Below are 22,974 nucleotides of genomic sequence, written 5' to 3' on the forward strand. Positions count from 1 at the left end.
CGGCAGCTCCCAAGGAGGCCTACCCATGGCACGCCACGCAGAACCAACGGCTGACAGGCCGTCGGCTGGCCGGGTTCGCTTGAGCGCCCGCGTATTCGGCGTGGTGCAGGGTGTCGGCTTCCGGTACCGGACCATGGGCGCAGCCGAGGAGCTGGGCCTGACCGGAGAGGTGAAAAACCTCGACGACGGTTCGGTTGCCCTGGTTGCCGAAGGCACCCGGGACCAGGTGCGGAAGCTCCTGGACTGGCTGAATTCGGACCGCGCCCCCGGCCGGGTGGAACGGGTGGACCACTCCATGTCCGAAGCCAAGGGATCTTTCAGGGAGTTCCGGGCACGCTGAGCCCGATAAAGGCGCCAAGTTCCTCCAAGGCCGCCGGCTTGTGCGGCATGTAGTTCGTGAGCTCGGGGGAGCGGACGATGACCGCCCGCCACTGGCCACGTGACACTGCCACGTTGATCCGGTTCCGGTTCAGGAGGAATTCGGCACCCCGCGGAGCCTCCGCCACCGCAGAGCAGGCCATGGATACCAGCACCACCGGTGCTTCCTGGCCCTGGAACTTATCCACCGTGCCCACGCGGACGTCCGGCAGGCCGGCGTCGGCCAGTTCCTTGCGGATCAGATGGTCCTGGGCGTTGTACGCGGCCACCACCAGCAGGTCCTGCTGCTCCAGCGGCCGGGCCGGAGCTTCCGGCCTGGGCGTCCATTTCAGGCCCAGGTGACGGTGTGCCTGCCGCACCACCTCCGCAGCTTCCTCTGCCGAGCTTGTCGAATTGCCGGTGTGCCGCACGAATACGGTCTCCACGCCCGGCGGCACGGTTTCCAGCTCACGCAGGGACGCGGCCGGCGCGGACTGGAGCTTACTTTCGTAGCTGAGCCTCGACACCGCAGCACACAGGGCCGGATGCATCCGCCAGCTGTCAGCCAGGAAATATCCCAACCGCGGGGGCAGGGTGGCGTGACCGGCGGCCAGCCAGCCGAGGGCGGAGTCATCCACCGGCTCCGGATGGGCACTCTGCGTCACCTGGGGGAGTTGTTGGGGATCCCCCAGTAGCAGGAGCCGCTTCGCTGCCCGGGATACGGCCAAGGTGTTGGCCAGGGAGAACTGTCCGGCCTCATCGATCACCAGGAGGTCCAGGGAACCGGCCGGGACTTCCTTGCCGGTCATGGTCCAGGCCGTTCCCCCCACAAGGCAGCCGCCGGCAGACTCCAGCAGTCGTGCGACATCGCCGTCGGCCGTAGCTTTCCACGGAACCTCGTGGGGTGCAGAGAGCTTCTTCGCCACCAGTAAGGGGTCCACCCCACCCTTCTCGATGGCCCGGCACAGCAGGTTCTCCACCACGTTATGCGATTGTGCCACCACGCCCACCTTCCAGCCTTCGCCCACCAGTTGGCCGATCACGTGAGCGCCAACGTAGGTCTTGCCCGTACCGGGCGGCCCCTGGACTGCCAGGTAGGAACGGTCCAGGTCCCGCAGCGACACTGCGATGGCGCCTGCATAGTCGGCAGCGCCATCGGCCCCGTGCTGAACCTCAGCCGGGCCGGGCAGCGTGCGGAACCGCGGCGGCAGTTTGCGAAGGATGTCGAGTCCCGGCTGTGCGGGCAGTGAGGGAACCGTGGACCCCACGGCCCGGGCAAGCTCCGCAAGCGCGGCCTCGATACTGACCGTTGCCAGCGGCTGGTCCTCGGTCAGGGCTACCGGGAGATGCGGGTACGCCTCCACCTTGCCGGACTCGCGTTCGGCGATGGTGATGAGGGTGTAAGCCGGGTTATCCGGTGCAGGCTGCAGGTCGCTGATACGCGTCCCAAAGCTGAACGCCCGGGCTCCCGGCGCCGCATCCGGGGCCGCCATGCCCTCTGGCGGCGGAGAATCGTAGAGCCGGCACCAGGTGGAGTCCGCGCGGAAGTCGGAACCCTCGGTCATGATGCCGCGTAGTTTCAAAACCCGGGTCCGCATCCGCTGCCGAGGCTTCGCCAGTGCCCAGTCGGAGGACACCTCGGCAGACTCCACCACGAACACGTTGCGCTGATCGGACCAGCTCTCCAGGGGAGCCTCCACCCGGTCAAAGTGCTGCCACCAGAACTGTTTGCGTTCACGGCGGTGGTATCCGGTGGCCGCCGCCACCATGGCGATGGCCCGTTCATCGTCCGTCCAGGGGCGGTTGTCCGGCAGGCCGGCAAGGTACTCGTGAAGCCGGCCCTCCTCCGGGGATTCGTCCTGCTCGTCCCCGCGTCCCGTGGTGGCAGCGCCAATCTCACCGTCGCCGGACCCCGTTTCCTCCCGCGCTTTCACCGGAAGTCCGGAATCAGCTTGTGGCTGGATGTCCAGCAGCCAGTCACGCAGGCGCAAGGTGGACAGGCAGTCGTACTGGTTGTAGTCGGAAATGGAGGCAAGGACGGCGTCTGCCTCGGCCTGGTGCCCGGCGTCGCGCGCGGCGCAATAGGCCGCGTAGGCCACCACGGACGCGCCGGCATCCTTGACGTCCCCGGACCGCAGGTTGTCGCCCATGTACAGCGGCTCGAGCTTCTTGATGGAGTAGGACGCCTCGGAGATGCGCAGCGAGTGCTTCACCGTGGCGTAGAGGTCCACCAGGAGGCCCTTCCGCAACCAGTGGTCCACGGTGTCTTCGCCCGCCTGGTGGGCCAGGGACAGGTTCCGCAGCGCCGTCTTCTCGTAGGCGGCGTAGTGGTAGACGTGCATGTCCGGATACTGCCTGCGGCGGTTCTCCACGTACTCGAGGAAATCGAGGAAGGCCTTCCGTTCCCCGGACCGGGAATGGGCCCAGAAGGGCCGGAACACCGGATCGCCCCCAGCGCCGGCGACGGGCGCCTCGATCACGCCGAACAGGTACTCGATGCCCCAGACTCCTGTTGCCGGGTCCTGCCACAGCGGATCGCCCTCAAAGTCGAAGAAGATGTCCCCGGCACTCGGGGCCGGCAGCGTCCCGATGGTGTGCTCCGGCAGGACGCTGTAGGAGACAGTGTGGGGCTCGCCGTCCTTCGTGAACGTCCGGGACCCGGCGGCAGCATCGAGGCCCAGCTGCATCCTGGCCTGGGCCCGGAGCCGGGCCACTGAGTTCTTCGCCGCAGCGGCCGGCATGGCAGCGAGTTCGTCGATGCTGGTGACGCCGGCCGCGTGGAGTTTCCTGCGCTGGACCACCGACATTCCGGCGACCATGAGGAGGTCGCGGTGCAGCCTTACCTGCTCTGCGCAGTAGTCGCACCGGCCACAGTGGACTATGCCCGGCTGCTGCCACTGAACGGCCCCGCTGCCTTCCCGGTGTTCGGCGGTGAGCTGGCGGAAGCGCCGGCGTCGTTCGCGGAAAACGGGCAGCAGGTCCGGCAGGGAGTGGCTGCTGCGCAACCAGTCATCACCCACGCGGGTGCCCAGCACGAGGGTGACGACGGGGGAGGGGTCCAGCCCCATCCCGAGGAGCTGGTCACCGTAGGCCGCCAGCTGCAGCAGGGCGCCCACCTTGGCGTGCCGGGCGAGCTTGGTGTCCCAGACCTCGTACCGGCCCGGCAGCCCGGTTCCGGCGGCTTCATTGACCAGGAAGTCCGCATAGCCGAGGAACTCGCCGTCGAAGAAGGTGGCCTGGAAGACGACGTCGGCCCCGGAGCGCAGCGCGAGCTCGGTTTCGGCGTGCTTTGCCTGGAGTTCACTGCGGACCGCGTTGCCGCGTTCCAATGAGTAGACGCCCGCCCCGCGGCTGGCATCCCACGTTCCGTATTTGGCCACCAGGCTGTCCAGGACCGTCTGCTCGTGCCGGTCGCCCAGCTCGCCCGCCCGGACCCGCATCTGGTCCGGAGGGAAGGCGGCCTTGGGGGCCCGGCCCAGTTTCTCGTCCAGGACGCGGAGCATGCGGTATTCACATTCGCTGGCCGCCACAAGGTCGCTCGCGGAGAACACCAGATCCGGCGCAGCGCCGGGACCGGCACTGGCATCGGCTTCGAGCAGGAACACGGGGCCTCCCCATTGGACAGCCGGGCCGGAGGACGGTTCCCCAAGCCCTGGTTTAAAGCTGCGTCAAACGTAGCAAGAGGGGCCGACAATCAGCCCTCAGGCGAGGCGGGCAACGCTCCGGCGGATGGGACGCCGGGCCGAGCCGTCGGAAAAGAGTTCAGGAGTGGCCTCCTGGATCCGCTGCACGTCCTCGAAGACCCCCCGCAGGTGCAGGCGGAGGCAGCTGTCGGCGTCGTGAACGTCATTGGCTTCCAGGGCATCCACCACAGCGGTGTGCTGCTCAATCAGCGTGGCTACCGGCCGCGTCTCCAGCAGGCTCATCCGGCGTGCCCGGTCAAGGTGCGCCTTGGCGGAGTTGACCGCGCTCCAGGCGGATTCATGCCCCGCGAGGCGCAGGAGTTCCCGGTGGAAGTCCTCGTCCAGCCGGAAGAATTCCTCGATGTCGCCGCCGGCATCAGCGGCGGACTGGGCCGCAAGGATCTCACGCAGGCCGGCGATCCCGGGTCCGTCCACGATCAGGTCGCGCAGGGACGCGCATTCGATGGCTTCGCGGACGAACTGGGCTTCCGATACCCGGCTGAGGTCCACCAGCGAGACGAAGGAGCCGATCTGCGGGAAAACCTGCACCAGGCCTTCCTCCCGCAGCAGGATCAGGCTCTCGCGGACGGGGGTGCGGCTGACGCCGAGTTCCTGCGCGAGTTCGTTCTCTGACAGGGGCTCGCCAGGGGGCAGCTGCAGCGAGATGATCCGGCGGCGCAGCGTTTCCAGGGTCTGGTCCCTGACCGAAAGCCGGGGCGCTGAGCTTCTCTTGTCCGTTGACATGTCCCAAGTTTAGCCTGTTGACACACTAGAATGGTAGTGCTTGTATGGTAGTAGAAATCGACCCGCTGCCAGCCCACATTTCCTGGTTTCCGGCGGTTCCCTTCCCCGCCCCGGCAGCTATCAGCTGCCCCGCCCCAAACTGCTTGACCCCCTTCGAACGCATCGCCTGCAAAGGAGCAACAGATGACCGAGAGCATCGCGCCCCCCAACACCAAGAAAGAGTCCCGCTCCACCCGGGACCTGGCCAAGGTAGCCGTGTCCGGGTGGCTGGGAACCGCCATGGAATTCATGGACTTCCAGCTGTACTCCCTGGCCGCGGCCATTGTCTTCAACAAGATCTTCTTCCCCGACGTCAGCCCGGTCATCGGACTTATCGCCGCCATGGCAACCTACGGCGTGGGCTACGTGGCCCGCCTGGTGGGCGCTGTGTACTTTGGCCGCATGGGCGACAGGATCGGCCGCAAAAAGGTCCTGTTCATCACGATCGCCCTGATGGGCGCCTCCACCACGCTGATCGGCGTGCTGCCCACGTACGCCATGATCGGGATCTGGGCACCCATCCTGCTGGTAGCGCTCCGCCTTATCCAGGGCTTCGGGGCCGGTGCCGAAATCGCCGGCGCCACCGTAATGCTTGCCGAATACGCCCCCGCCCGCCGTCGCGGCCTGATCTCTTCGCTGGTATGCCTGGGCACCAACTCGGGAACGCTCGCAGCTTCTGCCCTCTGGGCCATCCTGGTGGCCGTCCTGTCCGAGGAACAGCTGCTGAGCTGGGGCTGGCGCCTTCCGTTCCTGGCCAGCTTCCTGCTGATGATCTTCGCTGTGTGGATCCGGCGCTCCCTCAAGGAAAGCCCGGTCTTCGAACAGCGCGCCGACGTGGTGGACGGCGTCGCTCTCTCCAAGGACGAAATCGCCGCGCAGGACGCCAAGCGCGAGACGGCCGCGGCCGCAGCAACCGGAACCAGCACCATCGAAGCCGCCCTGCACCAGAAAAAGGGCAAGGCCTTCCTGATCGCCCTCGGCCTGCGCTTCGGCCAGGCAGGCAACTCAGGCCTCATCCAGACGTTCCTCATCGGCTACCTGGCCACGGTGCTGCTCATGGACAAGACCATCGGAACAACGGCCATCATGTACGGTTCCATCCTTGGTTTCGTCACCATCCCGCTGATCGGCATCCTCGGTGACAGGTTCGGACGCCGCCCCCTGTACTTGGTCCTCAGCTCCCTCACGGCCCTGTTCGCCATCCCCATGATGATGATGGTTACCAGCGGCAACCCCACGCTGGTCATGGTGGCCGTCATCGTCGGCCTGAACCTCGGCGTCCTGAGCCTCTTCTCGATGGAGAGCGTCACCATGGCGGAGTTCTTCGGCGCCCGCACCCGCTTCACGCAGCTGGCCCTGGCGAAGGAAATCGGCGGCATCCTCGCCACCGCCATCGGCCCCATCCTCGCCGCCACGCTCACCGCCGTCACCGGCCACTGGTGGCCGCTCGCCGCGATGCTCATCGGCTACTCGCTGATCACGCTCGTCTCGGCAGCAGTCGGTCCCGAGATCCGCGGCCGCGACATGGTCCGCCTGGAGGACGCCGTATGAAAGCAGTGGTGGTCCACGGCGCCAACGATCTCCGCATCGACGAACGTCCCGAGCCGGTGGCCGGTCCCGGCGAAGTAGTGCTCGACGTCGAATGGGGCGGGATCTGCGGATCCGACCTTTCGTACTGGCGCCACGGAGCCTCCGGGACCGCTGCGCTGAAGTCACCGCTGGTCCTGGGCCACGAGGTGGCGGGACGGATCGCCCAGCTTGGCACCGGCGTCGAGAACCTGGAAATCGGCCAGCCCGTCACGGTGCACCCGGCCGAACTCGTGGGCGACGGCGTCATGCCCGGCCGCCTCAGCGGACGGACCAACCTCTACCCGCAGATCCGCTACTTCGGCTCAGCGGCATTCGATCCCCACACGGACGGCGGCTTCAGCGAGCGGAAGGTGGCTAAGGCATTCCAGGTCCGCCCGCTTCCCGACGGCGTGGACACCCTCCGCGGGGCGCTGGCCGAACCGCTAGCGGTTGCCATGCACGCGGTCAGCCGGGCAGGGAACCTCGAAGGCCGGGACATCCTGGTCAACGGCGCCGGGCCCATCGGGTCGCTGGTGATCGCGGCGGCCAAGTACGCCGGGGCCAGGCACATCCTGGCCACGGACATCAATGACGCTTCGCTGCGGATCGCGAAGGCGATGGGCGCCGACGACGTCCTGAACGTCTCCGGCAACGCCCTTCCGGCCGATGTGGAGCTCGTGTTCGAGGCAACCGGCATCCCGGCGGTGCTGGGCGGCGTCCTCCGCGCCACCGCCCGCGGCGGCACCATCGTGCAGGTGGGCAACCTGCCCGGAACGGCCGCCGCCGCTGCCCTGGGGGACCTGGTCACCCGGGAAATCACGTGGATCGGCTCCTACCGGTTCGTTGACGAGATCACGGACGCCCTGCACGCCATGGCGAAGGGCCTGGACGTCTCCCCGGTCATCACGCACAAATTCGGCATTGATGACGCCGCCGAAGCAATGCGGACCGCCGCGGACCCTGCCGCGGACAGCAGCAAGGTCATGCTCCGCCTCAGCGGATCCTGACCACCAGACCCAACTGGGTAGCAGTAGATGCCGTTGTGAACCCCCAAAACGGCATCTACTGCGACCTACATTGACCAACCACCCTGAATTGAAGGACCACCAGTGAAGATCACCGACGCACGGGTTGTGGTTTCGTCGCCCGGACGGAACTACGTGACGCTCGTTATTGAAACCGAGGACGGCATCACCGGCATCGGCGATGCGACCCTCAACGGCCGCGAACTGGCAGTCGCTTCCTACCTCAGCGAGCACCTCTGCCCGCTGCTGATTGGCCGCGACGCCCGCCGCATCGAGGACGCCTGGCAGTACTTCTACAAGGGGGCTTACTGGCGCCGCGGCCCTGTGACCATGACGGCGATCGCGGCCATCGACGTCGCGCTCTGGGACATCAAGGGCAAGGCCGCCGGGATGCCGGTGTACGAGCTGCTGGGCGGTGCCGCCCGGGAGGGCGTGATGGTCTACGGCCACGCCAGCGGGTCAACGCTGGAAGACCTCAGCAGGGACTTCCAGCACCACCTGGACCTGGGCTACAAGGCCATCCGCGCCCAGGCCGCCGTGCCGGGGCTGGACAAGACCTACGGCATCGCCCCGGTGGACGGAAAGCTGTACGAACCCGCCAGTGGCAACGTCCCGCAGGAAGACACCTGGGAAACCACGTCCTACCTGGACTTCGCACCGAAGATGATGGCCCACGTCCGCGAACAGTTCGGCTACGGCGTCCACGTCCTGCACGACGTCCACCACCGCCTGACCCCCATCGAAGCAGGCCGGCTGGGCGCCTCGCTGGAAGTGTACCGGCCGTTCTGGATCGAGGACCCGACGCCGGCCGAGGACCAGTCCGCGTTCAGGCTCATCCGCCAGCACACCACCACGCCCATCGCCGTGGGCGAGGTGTTCAACTCAATCTGGGACTGCCAGCAGCTGATCACCGAGCGCCTGATCGATTACATCCGCACCTCCGTTTCGCACGCCGGCGGCATCACGCACCTGCGCCGCATCTTCTCCCTCGCGGACCTCTACGGCGTCCGCTCCGGCTCGCACGGTGCCGGCGACCTCTCACCGGTGTCCTTCGCCGCAGCCCTGCACGTGGACATGTCCATCCCCAACTTCGGAGTCCAGGAATACATGGGCCACCGTGACCCCGCCAACGAGGTCTTCAGCACCTCCTACACCTTCGCGGACGGCTACATGCACCCCGGGGACGCTCCCGGCCTCGGCGTAGAGTTCAACGAGGAAGCCGCCGCGCGCTTCCCCTTCGACCCCAAATACCTGCCGGTGAACCGGCGCCTCGACGGATCGGTGCATGACTGGTGAACGGCATTTCCAACGCTTTCGATGTGGTGGTGATGGGGGAGATCCTGGTTGAGGTCGCCACCGACCAGCCTTTCGGCCACGGCGTTCCGGCCCAGCTGGGCATCTCCGGCGACGCCCTCAACGTCGCCGCAGCCGCAGCGTCGGCCGGTGCCACGGTGGGCCTGCTGGCAGTCCTCACCGACGACGACCTGGGCCAGGCCATCGCCGCCAGGATCACCGAACTGGGCATCTCCACAGAACTCCTGATATTCCGCAAGGGCCAGCAGGGCGTCTACCTGGTGCACAGCGACCCCGACGGCGAACGCGAGTTCTCCTACGCCCGCACCGGCAGCGTCGGCTCCACACTTGGCCCGGACGACGTCGATCCCGCAGTCTTCGCCGCGGCTGGGGCCGTGGTGGCGGGCGGCATCGCCAGCGCCATTTCCGCAACGTCCCGCGCCGCCGTCGTCAAAGCCGCCTCGCTCGCGAAGCGCTTCGTCTACGATCCCAACTACCGGCCGCGCCTCACCACAGTGGAAAGCGCGACGGCGGCACTTACCGAACTTGCCCCGCACGCTTTCCTGGTCACGCCGTCCTACCCCGGCGAAACGAATGCGCTGCTGGGGGTTACCTCGGCCGAAGACGCCGCGGCAAAGCTCCGGACCCTCGGCACCGGCAACGTCGCCGTCACCTGCGGCGCGAAGGGCGTCCAGCTCGAATCCGACGCCGTCTCGGCCTGGGTTCCGGCCATTCCGGCGCCGGCAGTGGTGGACCAGACCGGTGCCGGCGACGCGTTCGTGGGCACCCTGACCGCACGCCTCGTGCTGGGTGATGACTTCCCGACGGCGGCGCGTTACGGGGCTGCCGCATCCTCCCTCGTGGTGGGCGGCAAGGGCGGTACCGGCCTCATTCCCACGTTCGAGCAGACCCGTGCGCATGCCGCCGGCAGCCTGGAAGGAACAGCGCCATCGAACGCCTGAGCCTCACCGCCCTTGCACGCACCGGCCACAAAGTCGCCCTGCAGCGAGACCACCTGACGCCAGGAATCGTCCACCTGGGGCTCGGTGCCTTCGCCCGGGCCCACACCGCCGTCTTCACCGAGGACGCCATGCTCGCCGCCGACGATCCGCAGTGGGGGATCGTGGGGGTCACCCAGCGTTCGGACACCGTGGCCCGGCAGCTCGCACCGCAGGACGGCCTCTTCACGGTGGCCGAACGCGGCGAGGGCGCCGCCCCGGCACGCATCGTCTCCAGCATCGTCGAAGCCATCTCCGGGCGGGACAACCCGGAGCTGGTGGTGGACCGGATCGCCGCTGCGGCCACGAAAATCGTGACCCTCACCATCACCGAGAAGGGTTACCGCTTCGACGCCCGGACCCGCACCCTGGACCTGGACGACCCCGAGATCCAGGCCGACCTCGCCGGAAGGCCGCCGCGCACCGCCGTCGGCCAAATCACGCGGGGGCTGCAGCAACGGGCCCGCACCGGCACCGGACCCATCACCGTGGTCTCCTGCGACAACCTGCCCGGGAACGGCGAACTGACCGGCACCCTGGTCCGGAACTTCGCCGAAGCCCTGCCCGCCGCGGAAAGCGGACAGCTGTTGGCCTGGCTCGACGCCAATGCCGCCTTCCCCTCCACCATGGTGGACCGCATGGTGCCGGCCACTACCGACGGTGACCTCGCCGCCGTCGGACATGAACTGGGACTGCACGACGACGCCGCCGTGGTGGCCGAGCCGTTCAGGCAGTGGGTCATCGAGGACACTTTCGCCGCCGGCCGGCCCCGTTGGGAAGACGCCGGGGCCCTGTTCAGCACGGATGTCGCCGCGTGGGAATCCGCCAAGCTGCGGCTGCTGAATGCAAGCCACTCGATGCTGGCCTACCTCGGCCTGGCCGCGGGCAAGGAAACCATCGCCGGCGCCGTGGGCGTAGACGCGTTCCGCAACGCGTGCCGGCGCATGATGCTGGAGGAAGCCCTGCCGAGCATCACCCTGCCCGACGGGCTGGACGGCGGACAGTACTGCGACGAGGTTCTCCGCCGGTTCGCCAACCCCGCCCTCGGCCACACCACCGCGAAGGTGGGCAGCGACGGATCGCAGAAGGTGGGGCTCCGGCTGCTGACCACCGTCCGGGGAACGCTCGACGCCGGACGCGAACCGAAATGGGCCGCGCTCGCCGTCGCCGCGTGGATGCACCACGTGGCTGTCACCCCGGAAACGGACCTGAACGATCCGCTGGCGAAGGAACTGCACACGGCCCTGCCCGCCATCGAATCCCGCACGGCGGACACCGTGGTGCCGGCCCTGCTCGGATTCCGGCCCGTCGTGGAGCCCGCACTGGCCGGGCACGAAGAATTCCGGGACCTGCTCCTGCACTGGTACCGCATCATCGACAACAACAAAGCTTCCAACAACGGGCCGGCAAGCCTGGGAAATGAGATCAACCATGGCTGACGCATCCGGCGTCCTCGGCGTTTCACCGGTCATCCCGGTGGTCACCATCGACGATCCCCAGGACGCGGTTCCCCTGGCCCGCGCGCTGGTGGGCGGCGGCGTGAAGATCATCGAGCTCACGCTTCGGACCGCGTCGGCGCTGACCTCGCTGAAGCTGATCGCCGAGGAAGTGCCGGAGATCCTGGTGGGTGCCGGCACCATCCTCACCCCGCAGCAGGCCGACGACGCCGTGGCCGCAGGTGCCCAGTTCCTGGTCAGCCCCGGGGTCACCCCCGCCCTGCTCACTTCGATGCTGAGGCTGGACGTCCCGGTGCTGCCCGGGGTGGCAACGGTGGGTGAGGTCCTGGCTGTCCTGGAACAGGGGCTGGACACGATGAAGTTCTTCCCGGCTGGCCCCGCCGGCGGCCCGAAATACCTTGCAGCTATCGGCGCGCCGGTGCCGCACGTGCAGTTCTGCCCCACCGGCGGCATCAGCCTGGCCACCGCCCCGGACTACCTGAAGCTGCCCAACGTGGCCTGCGTGGGCGGCAGCTGGCTCACCCCGGCAGACGCCGTCGCAACCAAGGACTGGGCCCGCATCACTACCCTGGCCAGCGGAGCAGCAGCTCTCGCCCGCTAACCCATCCCAACTACGTAGCAGTAAGTGCCGTTTTGGACCCAAAGCGGCACTTCGCGCTACTTAGTTGGGAGGGCGGGCGTCAGCCGTTGGCGTCCGCCCGTACCTGGGCTTTGTCGTGCTCGTCGTGGGCCTTGCGGATCAGGGCCAGGAACTCGGTTTCGTTCCGGACCAGGCGCTTGTACTTCTCCGGGAGCTTGCGGATCTGGTCCTCCTCGCGGACCATCTTGGCGAAGATCTTGTCCCGTTCCGCCATGTCCGTTTCGTAGTTCAGGTCCACGTACTCAGTGGCGTGCCGCCGGGCTCCGGAAACAGCGTTCTTGGCCTTGCCCTTGGGGCTGAAGATCGACGCCAGGATGGTGAGCACCAGCACGCCCAGGATCACGCTGAGCGACAACCCGGTGCTGACCTCCACCACATTCACGTGCTCGCCGTCGTTGATGAACGGCAACGTGTTTTCGTGCAGGGCGTGCAGGATGAGCTTGACGCCGATGAATCCCAGAATGACCGCCAGGCCGTAGGACAGGAAAATCAGCCGGTCCAGCAGACCGTCGATCAGGAAGAATAGCTGCCGCAGGCCCATCAGCGAGAACGCGGTGGCGGTGAACACGATGAACACGTTCTGGGTCAGGCCGAAGATGGCCGGGATGGAGTCCAGGGCAAACAGGATGTCCGTGCCGCCGATCGCCACCATTACCAGCAGCATGGGGGTCAGCACCTTCTTGCCGTTCTCCATGGTGAAGAGCTTGTCGCCGTCGTAATGCTCCGACGCCGGCAGGAACTTTTTGGCGAGCCGGACCACGAAACCTTCGGAGTCGTCGTCGTGGTTGTCCGGCTTGAGCAGGTTGCCGGCCGTGATCAGCAGGATCAGCCCGAAGATGTAGAAGACCCACGCGAAGCTGTTGATCAGTGCAGCGCCCAGGAAGATGAAGGCCGTGCGGGCAATCAGGGAGAAGACGATGCCGAACAGCAGCACCTTCTGCTGGTCCGCGCGGGGCACCTTGAAGCTGGCCATGACGATCAGGAACACGAAGAGGTTGTCCACGGACAGGGCCTTCTCCGTGACGTAGCCCGCGAAGTACTCGGTACCCATGGTGGGTCCGCCGAAGAGCAGCACCCCCAGCCCGAACAGCAGTGCGATGCCCACGTAAATCGCCGACCAGATGGACGATTCCTTGAGCGTGGGGGTGTGCGCCTTGCGGACGTGGAAGAAGAAATCGAAGGCCAGCAGCCCCACGATTCCCGCGATGGTCAGGGTCCAGACATAAAAAGGAACTTCCACGCGGCGGCCTTTCGTTGGAACGTGTCCCTGAAGCTTACTAAGCAGGCTTCAGGAGTTTATGTTCCAGCACGGCCGAACGCGAAAGGGTTTTGTAGCCCTCCTGGTCGAACAGCACGGTGATCACGTCGTCTTCGTGCCGCATCACCAGGCCGTGGCCCCACTCCTTGTGGACCACTGCTGACCGGAGCGGGAACGGATCGTCGGCCGCCGCGGGACCCGGCCCGCCGCCGTCGTGCTTCTTTCCGGAGCCGGGCCCGGCTTGTTGGCCGGGGTGGCGTGCGGCTTCGGCGCAGGCGTCGCAGTTGTTGCAGGGCGCCGGCAGGTCCTCGCCAAAGTAGCTCAGCAGGAACTGGCGCCGGCACCCGTCCGTCTCGGCGTAGGCGCGCATCATGGTCAGGCGGGACTGCTCCACGCGCTGCCTGGCCTCGGCGCGTTCGACGGCGGCCGCCACCAATGCAGGCAGCTTGGCTTTGGCGGCGAGGCGTATCCCGCGCTTGCCCGTGGTGACCGACCCCGCCTCCTCAAGCTGGTTCACCAGGCCCGTGACCCGCCGGGGCGGGAACCCGGCCAGCTCCGCCAGGGACGACCTGGGCACGGGCCCGCCGGCATCCTTGAGGACCTTGAGCACCCTGAGCAGCTTCTCCGGATCCGGGGTGCTGGTGCTGAAGAACTTCCGCAGGCCCAGGTCCTCGGAACGGTAGTGCAGTACCGCGGCGGCAGGTTTGCCGTCCCGGCCGCCGCGGCCGATCTCCTGGTAGTAGGCGTCCAGGGACTCCGGGATATCGGCATGCACCACGAAACGCACGGTGGGTTTGTCGATGCCCATACCGAAAGCGGTGGTGGCCACCACCACGTCCAGCCCGTCCGCCAGGAAGAGTTGGTGGATGCGCTCCCGTTCCGCGGCAGCCAAACCGGCGTGATAGGCCTCCGCCCGGAGGCCCCCCGCGGCGAGCTTGGCGGCGTACTTCCCGGTGTCCTTCCGGGTGGCCGCGTACACCAGGCCCTGCCCGTCGCGGGCCAGCGCGGCCACCTGGTGGAGGACGGCGCTGCGTTTGTCCCTGTCCTCGTGGTGGCGGACTACGTCCAGGCTGATGTTGGGCCGGTCAAAGCCATGGACCAGCACCAGCGGGTCCTTCATGCCAAGCCGCTCCACGATTTCGTCCCGCACCGGGGGAGAAGCGGTGGCGGTCAGCGCTGCCGCCGGCGGGTTGCCCAGCCGTTCCCGGACTGCTCCCAGGTCCAGGTAGTCGGGCCGGAAGTCGTGGCCCCAGGAGGAAACGCAGTGGGCCTCGTCCACCACGAACAGCGAGACCCCCATCCGGGCCAGGCGCTCTACCGTGGCGTCCTTGGCCAGCTGCTCCGGTGCCAGGTAGAGGAATGCTGCGGTCCCGGACTCGGCGGCTTCCCATGCGGTTTCCACTTCGGCGTTGCTGTGGGAGGAGTTGATGGCGACGGCGGCATCCGCGCCGAGGTCCGCGGCCAGGCCGTCCAGCTGGTCCTCCTGCAGGGCGATCAGTGGTGAGACCACGACGGCGGGACGTCCCGTTGCGCTGTGCAGGTACTGGGCTGCCACCTGATAGATGGCGGATTTGCCGTAGCCGGTGGGCATGACGGCCAGGACATCGCGGCCGTCAACCAGCGCGGACATTCCGGCAAGCTGGCCGTCCCGAAGGGCCGGGAGGGAAAAAGTGGATGCCGCGAGGGCGGCGAGGGCGTGCTGGTCCGGCATGGTGCTTCTCCGCGTTGAGGTGCCAGGCCGCTTGCTTCAGCCGTACAACCCACCCTAACGCCGGCCCGGTGCTGCCGCGGACAGTGCCCTTGACTTCCGCGGATGGCTGAACAACTGTGGAAAGAGCGGGAGTTGCCGAAGCAGCCGGTGGTTTCCCGGACCCGGCGAGGACGCAAGGAGAACGCATCGTGGTGCGCGAGAACCCCAAGGTTGAAGAGCCCGACGAATCCCAGCTTGAGGTGACCGGGCACCCGAAGGCCTGGGCCGCCGGTGTTCCGGGGGTGTACCACTCGATGAAGCCGGCGCTGGAGCACATGGGTGTGGACCGGACCCGGAAAACGTTGCTGGCGCTGAACCAGAAGGACGGGTTCGACTGCATGAGCTGCGCCTGGCCGGACCCGGGCCACCGCAAGATGTTCGAGTTCTGCGAGAACGGGGCCAAGGCCGTCACCTGGGAAGCAACGCCGGTGCTGGTCGGCAGTGATTTCTGGGCCGAACACCCTGTGAGCGAGCTGCGCCAGCGGTCCGAATACTGGCTGGGAATGCAGGGCCGCCTCACCGAACCGGTGTACAAGCCGGCGGGGGAGGACCACTACCGCCCGGTCAGCTGGGAGCAGGCCGTTGGCATCCTGGCCGACAAACTGAAGTCACTGCCGGACCCCAACCAGGCCACCTTCTACACCAGCGGCCGCACCTCCAACGAGGCCGCGTTCCTGTACCAGCTCTTCATCAGGGCTTACGGCACCAACAACCTTCCCGACTGTTCCAACATGTGCCACGAGTCCTCGGGCTGGGGCATGGGCCAGACCATCGGCGTGGGCAAGGCCACTGTGGCCTACAACGACTTCGAAAAAGCCGACCTGATCATCATCATGGGGCAGAACCCGGGCACCAACCATCCGCGCATGCTGACCGCGCTGGAGGAGGCCAAGGAGGCCGGCTGCAAGATCGTGGCCGTCAACCCGCTGCCCGAAGCGGGGCTGATGCGCTACAAGAACCCGCAAAAGGTGAAGGGCATCATCGGCCACGGCACGGATTTGGCGGACCAGTTCCTGCAGGTGCGGATCGGCGGGGACATGGCGCTGCTGCAGGCAGTCTCCAAACGGGTGCTCGACGCCGAGGCCGCCAACCCCGGCAAGGTCCTGGATCATGCCTTCCTGGAGGAGCACTGCGAAGGGCTCAAGGAGCTCCGGGGGCACCTGGCGCAGCTCGACGACGGTGCCGTCCTGGCGGCCACCGGCCTGCGCACCGAGGAGATCGACGAACTCGCCGCCCGCTACCTGGCGGCGGACCGGGTGATCATCACCTGGGCCATGGGCATCACGCAGCAGAAAAAGGGCGTGGCCACCATCAAGGAGATCATCAACCTGCTCCTGCTGCGCGGCAATATCGGCAAGCCCGGCGCCGGAGCGTCCCCCATCCGCGGCCACAGCAACGTCCAGGGCGACCGCACCATGGGCATCTGGGAGCAGATGCCGCCCGCGTTCCTTGACGCGCTGGGCCAGGAGTTCGCGTTCGAGCCGCCGCGGGAGCACGGCCTTGACGCCGTCCAGACCGTCCGAGGAATGCGCGACGGCGGGATCAAGGTTTTCGTAGGCCTCGGCGGCAACTTCGTGGGAGCCATTTCGGACACCGCGGTGGCCGAGGAAGCCATGGAGAACACCGAGCTTTCGGTCCAGGTCTCCACCAAGCTGAACCACTCGCACGCGGTCACCGGTGCCGAGGCGCTGATCCTGCCCACGATGGGCCGGACCGAGATCGACCGGCAGGAGAGCGGGCCGCAGTTCGTCTCGGTGGAGGATACGGTCTGCGCGGTGCACGCCTCCCACGGCACGGTGGAACCGGTGGCCCCGGGCCTGCTGTCCGAGGTGGCGATCATCTGCCGCCTGGCCGCCGCCGTGGTGCAGGACCGGAGCTCCGCGGACTGGGCCGGGTTCGAGAAGAACTACGACCTCATCCGCGACCACATCTCCCATGTGGTCAACGGCTGCGAGGACTACAACCGCAAGATCCGGCAGGACGGTGGCTTCATCCTGCCCAACGGCCCGCGCGATTCCCGGACGTTCCACACTCCCACCGGCAAGGCCATGCTCACGGTCAATGAACTCGAACACGTGGACCGGCCCGAGGGCACGCTGATCCTGCAGAGCATGCGCTCGCACGACCAGTTCAACACCACCATTTACGGCAATAACGACCGCTACCGGGGGATTAAAAAGGGCCGCGAAGTGGTGTTCGTGAATCCGGTGGACCTGGCCGAGCTGGGCTTCGAGGACGGCCAGCGCGTGGACATCCACGGCGTGTACGCGGACAACAAGGAGCGCGTGCTCAGGAACTACCGGATGGTCTCCTACCCGTCCGCCAGGGGCTGCGCTGCCGCCTACTACCCCGAGGCGAACGTCCTGGTGCCGCTGGACAGCGTGGCAGAGGGCAGCCAGACACCGGCGTCAAAGGCCGTCATCGTGCGCCTTGAACCGGCGGCCGTGCTGGAAGAGGAGCCCACCGCCGGCGGCTAGTTCTGCCTACTGGGCTGTGTCGGCCCAGCCCTTGCTGGCCGGGCCGCCGTCGTGCCCGTCCTCGCACAGCTGGAACGCCACTCTTGCAGCCTTCTCAACGGCGGCTGCCGCGGCGTCCTTGTTGCCCGCGCTGCCGGTTCCGGCGTGCATCCCGGCGGCGTAGCCCACCATGAATGTGGTGACCGGCGCGGCGGCATGGATTACCGAATCCGCGGATTTCCGGGCCAGGTCCAGGAGCAGCTCCTGGTCTACCTTGAGGTCGAGGATCTGCAGTGCCTGTGCCAGCCGGTGGCTCCACTGGTCCAGGACCTGAGCTTCGTCGTCGTTGACTGCCATGGTTCTCCTTGCGTCAGTTATCGATGGTGGACATGTTGGGGTAGCGGGCGCCTGCCGTTGATCCTGCCGGTGCCAGCCGGTCCAGCAGGTCGAGGTCCTCCCGGCTGAGTTCCACGTCGACGGCGCCCAGGTTCTCGCGCAGCCGCTCGCGTTTCTTCGTTCCGGGAATCGGCACGATGTGTTCACCCTGCGCCAGCAGCCAGGCGAGGGCCAGCTGCCCGGGTGTGCACTGTTTGCCCTCGGCGAGTTCCCGGACGCGGTCCACCAGTTCAAGGTTCTTGGTGAAGTTTTCGCCCTGGAACCGGGGTGAGTGCCTGCGGAAATCGTCCGCTGCGAAATCCTCTTCGCTGCGGATCTGGCCTGTCAGGAAGCCGCGGCCCAGCGGGCTGTAGGGGACGAAGCCAATTCCCAGCTCCTCGAGGACGGGGAACACCTTGGTTTCCGGCTCGCGTTCCCACAGGGAGTACTCGGTCTGCAGGGCCGTGATCGGGTGCACGGCGTGGGCCTTGCGGATGGTGTCCGCGGACGCTTCGGACAGGCCAAGATGGCGTACCTTGCCGGCCTGCACCAGCTCCGCCATGGCGCCCACGGTGTCCTCGATGGGGACCGTCTTGTCCACCCGGTGCTGGTAATAGAGGTCGATGTGGTCCACGCCCAGCCGCTCCAGGCTGGCGTCGCAGGCACGCCGCACGTAGTCCGGGTGGCCGTTGATGCCAACCCAGGAACCGTCCTCGCGGCGTTCGTTGCCAAACTTGGTGGCGATCACCACGGCGTCGCGCCGGCCCGCGATGGCCCGGCCCACCAGCCGTTCGTTGGTGAAGGGGCCGTACATGTCCGCCGTGTCCAGCAGGGTGCCGCCGGCGTCCAGGAATTCGTGGATGGTGGCGACGGACTCCTGCTCGTCACCCTGGCCGTAAAACTCGCTCATGCCCATGCAGCCAAGGCCCAGGGCAGAGACGCTCAATGATCCGATGGTACGGGTCTTCATTCGGTTCTCCTCAGCGGTAGAACGTGCCCAGCACCCACCATGACGGGGGTGCAAAAGCCCTTGGGTGCAGCGTACGCCCCACTGGCAAGTCCCCTGAAGAGTGCCGTCCTAAACATGGGGTCCGCACCCCTAGACCAGTCCAGCGGGCCTGCCTAGACTGGGCGGACCCCCACCCAGGAACCCGCAGCGACTGGCACTTCCGGCAGGCTATGAACGTCCGGCACGAACGTTCCGGCACGGCCAGCACCATCCGGGAGCGCACGATTTTCGGTCTCGCCGGGTCCCGCCTGCGGGGCGCATCACCTATCCAACCATCAGCCGCCGTACCCGGCAGGCCTGACAACAGGAGAACAGATGACAGGGAACAAAGCCGTTGCCTACAAGGAACCCGGCAAGGTCGAGGTAATCGATGTTGACTATCCCACCTTTGAACTGAAGGACGGCCCGGGCGTCAACCCGGCCAACGTGGGCCGTGCGGTCAACCACGGGGTGATCCTCAAGACCGTGGCCACCAACATCTGCGGCTCGGACCAGCACATGGTGCGCGGCCGCACCACAGCACCGCCGGACCTGGTGCTGGGCCACGAAATCACCGGTGAAGTAGTGGAGGTGGGCCGCGACGTCGAGTTCATCAAGGTAGGCGATATCTGCTCAGTGCCGTTCAACATCGCCTGCGGGCGGTGCCGGAACTGCAAGGAGCGGAAGACCGGCATCTGCCTGAATGTGAACCCGGACCGCCCCGGCAGCGCCTATGGGTACGTGGACATGGGCGGCTGGGTGGGCGGCCAGGCCAACTACGTCCTGGTGCCGTACGCGGACTGGAACCTGCTCAAGTTCCCGGACCGGGACCAGGCACTGGAGAAGATGCTGGACCTGACCATGCTGTCGGACATCTTCCCCACAGGGTTCCACGGTGCCGTGACCGCCGGGGTGGGCGTCGGCTCCACGGTGTACGTGGCCGGCGCCGGGCCCGTTGGCCTCGCAGCGGCAACCAGCGCGCACCTGCTGGGTGCCGCCGTCGTCATTGTGGGCGACATGAACGCCGACCGCCTGGCCCAGGCCAAGAGCTTCGGCTGCGAGACGGTGGACCTGAGCAAGGGCGGCCCGGCCGAGCAGATCGAACAGATCCTGGGTGTCCCGGAGGTGGACTGCGGCGTGGATGCCGTGGGCTTTGAGGCGCGCGGGCACGGCAGCAACGCCTCGGAAGCGCCGGCCACAGTGCTGAACTCGCTGATGGAAATCACCGCTGCCGGCGGCGCCCTGGGCATCCCGGGGCTCTATGTCACCGGTGACCCGGGCGGCATCGACGAGGCGGCCAAGAAGGGCGCACTGAGCCTGAGCCTCGGTACCGGCTGGGCCAAATCGCTGAGCTTCACCACCGGGCAGTGTCCGGTCATGAAGTACAACCGGCAGCTGATGATGGCCATCCTGCACGACAGGGTGAGCATCGCCAAGAATGTCAACGCCAAGGCCATCCCACTGGAAGAGGCACCCAAAGGCTACGCCGAGTTCGATGCCGGCGCTGCCACCAAGTACGTCCTCAACCCGAACGGCTACCTCAGCTAGGAAGGAGTTTCCCGACGGCGGGCGGGCGGCCCAGCGGCCGGCCGCCCGCCGCATGCGGAAATAAGGCTTCGCTGTTGCGGGTTACGCTTCACAGGTCTTGAACTGCAAAGAAGGAGATTCCCCTTGAGCGACATCACCGTCCGCCACAACCCCGAGCGCGAACGCTTCGAAATCCTCGTGGCCGGCCACGTCATCGGCAAGGCCGTGTACAAGGAGTACGACGGCGGGGCCTCGCCGCAGCGGATTTTCTACCACACGGTGATCAACGAGGAATACGGCGGCCAGGGCTTTGCCGGCAGGCTCGCCACAGTGGCACTGGATGAGACGGCCGAAGCCGGGATCGGCATCGTGCCGGTGTGCCCGTTCATCAAGAAGTTCATCGGAAAGCACCCGGAGTACGTCGGCAACGCCGTTGCTGTTGCTCCGGCCCACCTGGAATTCCTGGATAACGCCCTGTCCGCCCGGACCCGGGGCTGACGGCCCGCACCCCGCTTTCGACGCACAACGCCGTCCTCGACGCGCTGGTTCGTTGACGCACCCTTTATCTGCGGTGCGCCTTCGGACATGCGCGTCGATGACGATTTTGCGCGTCGGGAGTGCTGTGAATCGACGGACGCCTCCCGGTGCAGCAGACTGTTACCGTGAGCAACAACCCCCGGACTGCCCTGGCCGTGGCCGGCCTCAGCCTGGGCACGGCACTGAACCCGTTGAACTCCTCGATGATCGCCGTAGCACTTGTGGTGCTGCGGGCCGACTTCGGACTGGACGTCGCCGCCGTCACCTGGGTGGTCACATCCTTCTACCTCGCCTCCGCCGCGGGGCAACCGGTCATGGGCAGGCTGGCCGACCGGTTCGGGCCGCGCCGGATGTTCATGCTGGGCATGGCCCTGGTAGCGGTCACCTGTGCGGTGGCCCCGCTGGCACCCAACTTCGCCCTGCTGTGTGTGGCCCGGGCCGTCATGGCGCTGGGCACCGCCACCGCCTATCCCAGCGCCGTGGTGATGGTGGGGGCCATCGCGCACCGGGCGAAGGTTGAGTCAGCCCGCCCGCTGGGCCGGCTGCAGATGGCAAACACGTCCGCCGCGGCCGTGGGTCCCGTCATCGGCGGCCTGCTGGTGAGCCTGGTGGGCTGGGAAGCGCTGTTCCTGATCAACGTTCCCCTCGCCTTGGCCGCACTGCTGATCGTGAAACAGGCGGCTCCGCCGGACGAGGCGCGGGAACGTGGCAGCCTGGCCGAACTGCTCCGCGACTCGGACATCCCCGGCATCCTGGCGTTCGTCGGTGCGCTGCTGCTGGTGATGATGGCCGCCCTGAATGTGGCGCCCGGCTACCGCTGGTGGATGCTGGCGGCGGGAACCGGCATTGCTGCCCTGTTCGCGTGGCGGGAACTGCGGTTTGCCAGGCCGTTCCTGGACCTGCGGCTGCTGGGCCGCAACAGGCCGCTGCTCCTGGTGTACCTGGCCTTCGCCGTGTTCAGCAGCGTCTACTACTTCGTCTTCTTTGGCCTGCCGCAGCTGCTCCAGGAATCCGGCGGGTACGATCCCGGCGTGGTGGGCCTGCTGATGCTCCCGCTCGCGGCCATGTCAGTGGTGGCTACCCCGTGGGCCGTGAAAGCCATGGGACGGTTCGGTGTCCGGCGGGTGCTGCTGGCCGGCGTCCTGCTCCTGACCGTGGCGGCTGCCCTGATGTGGCTGCTCACCGGAACCCTGGCCATACCGCTGGTGGTGGTGATGACCGCGCTGATGGGCATCCCCTACGGCACCGTCAGCATCGCCACCAACCAGGGCATGTTCGTTTCCACCCGGCCGCAGGACCGCGGTGTGGCCGCCGGCATCTACCAGACCTGCCGGTACGTGGGCGCGATTACCGCAACGGTGATGATCGGCGTCTTCGCCTCCAGTGGGGTGCACCAGGACAGCTGGGCCCGGATGGTGGTGGCCATGCTGGTGCTGTGTGCCGCCACCTTCGGCGTGAGCCTGTTCTGGCGGCAGCGGAGCGCATAGCCTGTCCTGATGGGACACATGATGACCATCGGGAATGCCGAAACCTCCATCCAGGCCTACGTCAGCGAACCGGCTGCAGGCCGTTTCCAGGAAAAGCCCAAAGGCGGACTGCTGCTGATCTCCGAAATCTGGGGCATGGTGGACCACATCAAGGACGTAGCGGACAGGTTCGCCGCGGAGGGCTACCTGGTGCTGGCCCCAGACCTGCTGACGGACATCGGCATGACGCCGGACGTGGCAGCGGAAGTCCTCCGCGGCCTGGCCGATCCGGATCCGGAACAACGCAGCAAGGTCCAGCCGAGGCTCCGCGAGATCACCTCCCCGCTGCACTCGCCCGAGTTCGCGGACAAGGCGGTGGCAGCACTCCGGGCCTGCTTCGACCACCTGGAGGGCGTGCCCGCACTTGCCGGCCGGGTAGCGGTGGCAGGGTTCTGCTTCGGCGGCACCTACAGCTTCACCCTCGCCACCAAAGAGCCCCGCCTGCGTGCCGCCGTGCCCTTCTACGGCACGAGCGACTTCAGCGAGGAGGAACTCGGCCGGATCAATTGCCCCGTCCTGGCCTTCTACGGCGAGGAAGATCAGGCGCTGGTGGACAAGCTGCCAGAAGTGAAGGCCAGGATGTCCGGAGCCGGGGTGGACTTCGAATCGGTGGTGTACCCGGGCACAGGCCACGCGTTCTTCAACGACAGCACTCCCATCCGGTACGACGCCGATGCCGCCACCGACTCCTGGAAACGCACCCTCGCCTTCCTGGAGCAGAGCCTCAACCGGTAGGGCTGGCCAGTCCTTAC

General features: G+C 67.1%; 18 protein-coding genes. 12 read left to right on the forward strand and 6 right to left on the reverse strand.

The genetic code is table 11. The features are described from left to right. The first annotated feature begins 25 nt into the window (after positions 1 to 25). Positions 26 to 340 (forward strand): acylphosphatase, encoded by a 315-nt coding sequence (locus ACFV4R_RS13625; RefSeq protein ID WP_377202958.1) that lies wholly within the window; start codon positions 26 to 28, stop codon positions 338 to 340. On the opposite strand, the gene ACFV4R_RS13630 is transcribed toward ACFV4R_RS13625, so the two are convergent. Further along, complete coding sequence (locus ACFV4R_RS13630; protein ID WP_377202959.1) at positions 318 to 3,962, reverse strand: TM0106 family RecB-like putative nuclease; 3,645 nt, start codon at positions 3,960 to 3,962, stop codon at positions 318 to 320. The genes ACFV4R_RS13625 and ACFV4R_RS13630 overlap by 23 nt on opposite strands. A 96-nt stretch (positions 3,963 to 4,058) precedes the next feature. Then, positions 4,059 to 4,784 (reverse strand): GntR family transcriptional regulator, encoded by a 726-nt coding sequence (locus ACFV4R_RS13635; protein ID WP_377202960.1) that lies wholly within the window; start codon positions 4,782 to 4,784, stop codon positions 4,059 to 4,061. A 183-nt stretch (positions 4,785 to 4,967) separates the two neighbouring features. Between ACFV4R_RS13635 and ACFV4R_RS13640 the strand changes: the two genes are divergently transcribed. The 6 genes from ACFV4R_RS13640 to eda all read left to right on the forward strand — a co-directional run bounded on the left by ACFV4R_RS13640 (position 4,968) and on the right by eda (position 11,766). After that, entirely contained in the window at positions 4,968 to 6,374 is a 1,407-nt protein-coding gene (locus tag ACFV4R_RS13640; RefSeq protein ID WP_377202961.1) for an MFS transporter, read from the forward strand. Beyond that, positions 6,371 to 7,399, forward strand: a complete 1,029-nt coding sequence (locus ACFV4R_RS13645; RefSeq protein WP_377202962.1) for an L-idonate 5-dehydrogenase — start codon at positions 6,371 to 6,373, stop codon at positions 7,397 to 7,399. Before ACFV4R_RS13640 ends, ACFV4R_RS13645 begins: the two co-directional genes overlap by 4 nt. A gap of 102 nt (positions 7,400 to 7,501) precedes the next feature. After that, complete coding sequence (gene manD, locus ACFV4R_RS13650) at positions 7,502 to 8,713, forward strand: D-mannonate dehydratase ManD (RefSeq protein WP_377202963.1); 1,212 nt, start codon at positions 7,502 to 7,504, stop codon at positions 8,711 to 8,713. Between the two features lie 32 nt (positions 8,714 to 8,745). Further along, positions 8,746 to 9,672, forward strand: coding sequence for a carbohydrate kinase family protein (locus tag ACFV4R_RS13655; RefSeq protein ID WP_377203017.1), 927 nt, complete (start codon positions 8,746 to 8,748; stop codon positions 9,670 to 9,672). A 74-nt stretch (positions 9,673 to 9,746) separates the two neighbouring features. After that, a complete protein-coding gene (locus ACFV4R_RS13660; RefSeq protein WP_377203018.1) occupies positions 9,747 to 11,147 on the forward strand; it encodes a mannitol dehydrogenase family protein in 1,401 nt (466 codons plus the stop codon). Further along, positions 11,140 to 11,766 (forward strand): bifunctional 4-hydroxy-2-oxoglutarate aldolase/2-dehydro-3-deoxy-phosphogluconate aldolase, encoded by a 627-nt coding sequence (eda, locus tag ACFV4R_RS13665; protein WP_377202964.1) that lies wholly within the window; start codon positions 11,140 to 11,142, stop codon positions 11,764 to 11,766. The genes ACFV4R_RS13660 and eda overlap by 8 nt, the downstream gene beginning before the upstream one ends. A 79-nt stretch (positions 11,767 to 11,845) precedes the next feature. On the opposite strand, the gene ACFV4R_RS13670 is transcribed toward eda, so the two are convergent. Further along, a complete protein-coding gene (locus ACFV4R_RS13670; RefSeq protein ID WP_377202965.1) occupies positions 11,846 to 13,045 on the reverse strand; it encodes a TerC family protein in 1,200 nt (399 codons plus the stop codon). A 37-nt stretch (positions 13,046 to 13,082) separates the two neighbouring features. Beyond that, positions 13,083 to 14,774: a RecQ family ATP-dependent DNA helicase gene (locus ACFV4R_RS13675; RefSeq protein ID WP_377202966.1), complete on the reverse strand. Its 1,692-nt coding sequence runs from the start codon at positions 14,772 to 14,774 to the stop codon at positions 13,083 to 13,085. 188 nt (positions 14,775 to 14,962) lie between these two features. Between ACFV4R_RS13675 and ACFV4R_RS13680 the strand changes: the two genes are divergently transcribed. Further along, entirely contained in the window at positions 14,963 to 17,290 is a 2,328-nt protein-coding gene (locus ACFV4R_RS13680; protein ID WP_377202967.1) for an FdhF/YdeP family oxidoreductase, read from the forward strand. Between the two features lie 6 nt (positions 17,291 to 17,296). On the opposite strand, the gene ACFV4R_RS13685 is transcribed toward ACFV4R_RS13680, so the two are convergent. Beyond that, positions 17,297 to 17,626, reverse strand: coding sequence for a DUF6457 domain-containing protein (locus tag ACFV4R_RS13685; RefSeq protein ID WP_377202968.1), 330 nt, complete (start codon positions 17,624 to 17,626; stop codon positions 17,297 to 17,299). A gap of 13 nt (positions 17,627 to 17,639) precedes the next feature. Beyond that, positions 17,640 to 18,614, reverse strand: a complete 975-nt coding sequence (locus ACFV4R_RS13690) for an aldo/keto reductase (RefSeq protein WP_377202969.1) — start codon at positions 18,612 to 18,614, stop codon at positions 17,640 to 17,642. Positions 18,615 to 18,968: 354 nt separating this feature from the next. Here ACFV4R_RS13690 and fdhA point away from each other — a divergent pair, with 354 nt between their 5' ends. From fdhA to ACFV4R_RS13710, 4 genes are all read left to right on the forward strand, one after another. After that, entirely contained in the window at positions 18,969 to 20,180 is a 1,212-nt protein-coding gene (gene fdhA / locus ACFV4R_RS13695) for a formaldehyde dehydrogenase, glutathione-independent (RefSeq protein ID WP_377202970.1), read from the forward strand. 123 nt (positions 20,181 to 20,303) lie between these two features. Then, complete coding sequence (locus ACFV4R_RS13700; RefSeq protein ID WP_377202971.1) at positions 20,304 to 20,657, forward strand: GNAT family N-acetyltransferase; 354 nt, start codon at positions 20,304 to 20,306, stop codon at positions 20,655 to 20,657. A gap of 164 nt (positions 20,658 to 20,821) precedes the next feature. Then, complete coding sequence (locus ACFV4R_RS13705) at positions 20,822 to 22,183, forward strand: MFS transporter (protein ID WP_377202972.1); 1,362 nt, start codon at positions 20,822 to 20,824, stop codon at positions 22,181 to 22,183. Between the two features lie 9 nt (positions 22,184 to 22,192). After that, positions 22,193 to 22,957: a dienelactone hydrolase family protein gene (locus ACFV4R_RS13710; protein ID WP_377202973.1), complete on the forward strand. Its 765-nt coding sequence runs from the start codon at positions 22,193 to 22,195 to the stop codon at positions 22,955 to 22,957. Positions 22,958 to 22,974: the final 17 nt, after the last annotated feature.

The organism is Pseudarthrobacter sp. NPDC059871 (genome assembly GCF_042731175.1).
Taxonomy (GTDB): Bacteria; Actinomycetota; Actinomycetes; order Actinomycetales; family Micrococcaceae; genus Arthrobacter.

Bases quoted from the DNA above. Each gene is read 5' to 3' on its own strand.
- ACFV4R_RS13710 (WP_377202973.1), top strand. From the start codon at position 22,193: ATGGGACACATGATGACCATCGGGAATGCCGAAACCTCCATCCAGGCC.
- eda (WP_377202964.1), top strand. From the start codon at position 11,140: ATGGCTGACGCATCCGGCGTCCTCGGCGTTTCACCGGTCATCCCGGTG.
- ACFV4R_RS13635 (WP_377202960.1), bottom strand. From the start codon at position 4,784: ATGTCAACGGACAAGAGAAGCTCAGCGCCCCGGCTTTCGGTCAGGGAC.
- ACFV4R_RS13655 (WP_377203017.1), top strand. From the start codon at position 8,746: ATGGGGGAGATCCTGGTTGAGGTCGCCACCGACCAGCCTTTCGGCCAC.
- ACFV4R_RS13645 (WP_377202962.1), top strand. From the start codon at position 6,371: ATGAAAGCAGTGGTGGTCCACGGCGCCAACGATCTCCGCATCGACGAA.
- ACFV4R_RS13685 (WP_377202968.1), bottom strand. From the start codon at position 17,626: ATGGCAGTCAACGACGACGAAGCTCAGGTCCTGGACCAGTGGAGCCAC.
- ACFV4R_RS13675 (WP_377202966.1), bottom strand. From the start codon at position 14,774: ATGCCGGACCAGCACGCCCTCGCCGCCCTCGCGGCATCCACTTTTTCC.
- ACFV4R_RS13640 (WP_377202961.1), top strand. From the start codon at position 4,968: ATGACCGAGAGCATCGCGCCCCCCAACACCAAGAAAGAGTCCCGCTCC.
- fdhA (WP_377202970.1), top strand. From the start codon at position 18,969: ATGACAGGGAACAAAGCCGTTGCCTACAAGGAACCCGGCAAGGTCGAG.
- ACFV4R_RS13690 (WP_377202969.1), bottom strand. From the start codon at position 18,614: ATGAAGACCCGTACCATCGGATCATTGAGCGTCTCTGCCCTGGGCCTT.
- ACFV4R_RS13625 (WP_377202958.1), top strand. From the start codon at position 26: ATGGCACGCCACGCAGAACCAACGGCTGACAGGCCGTCGGCTGGCCGG.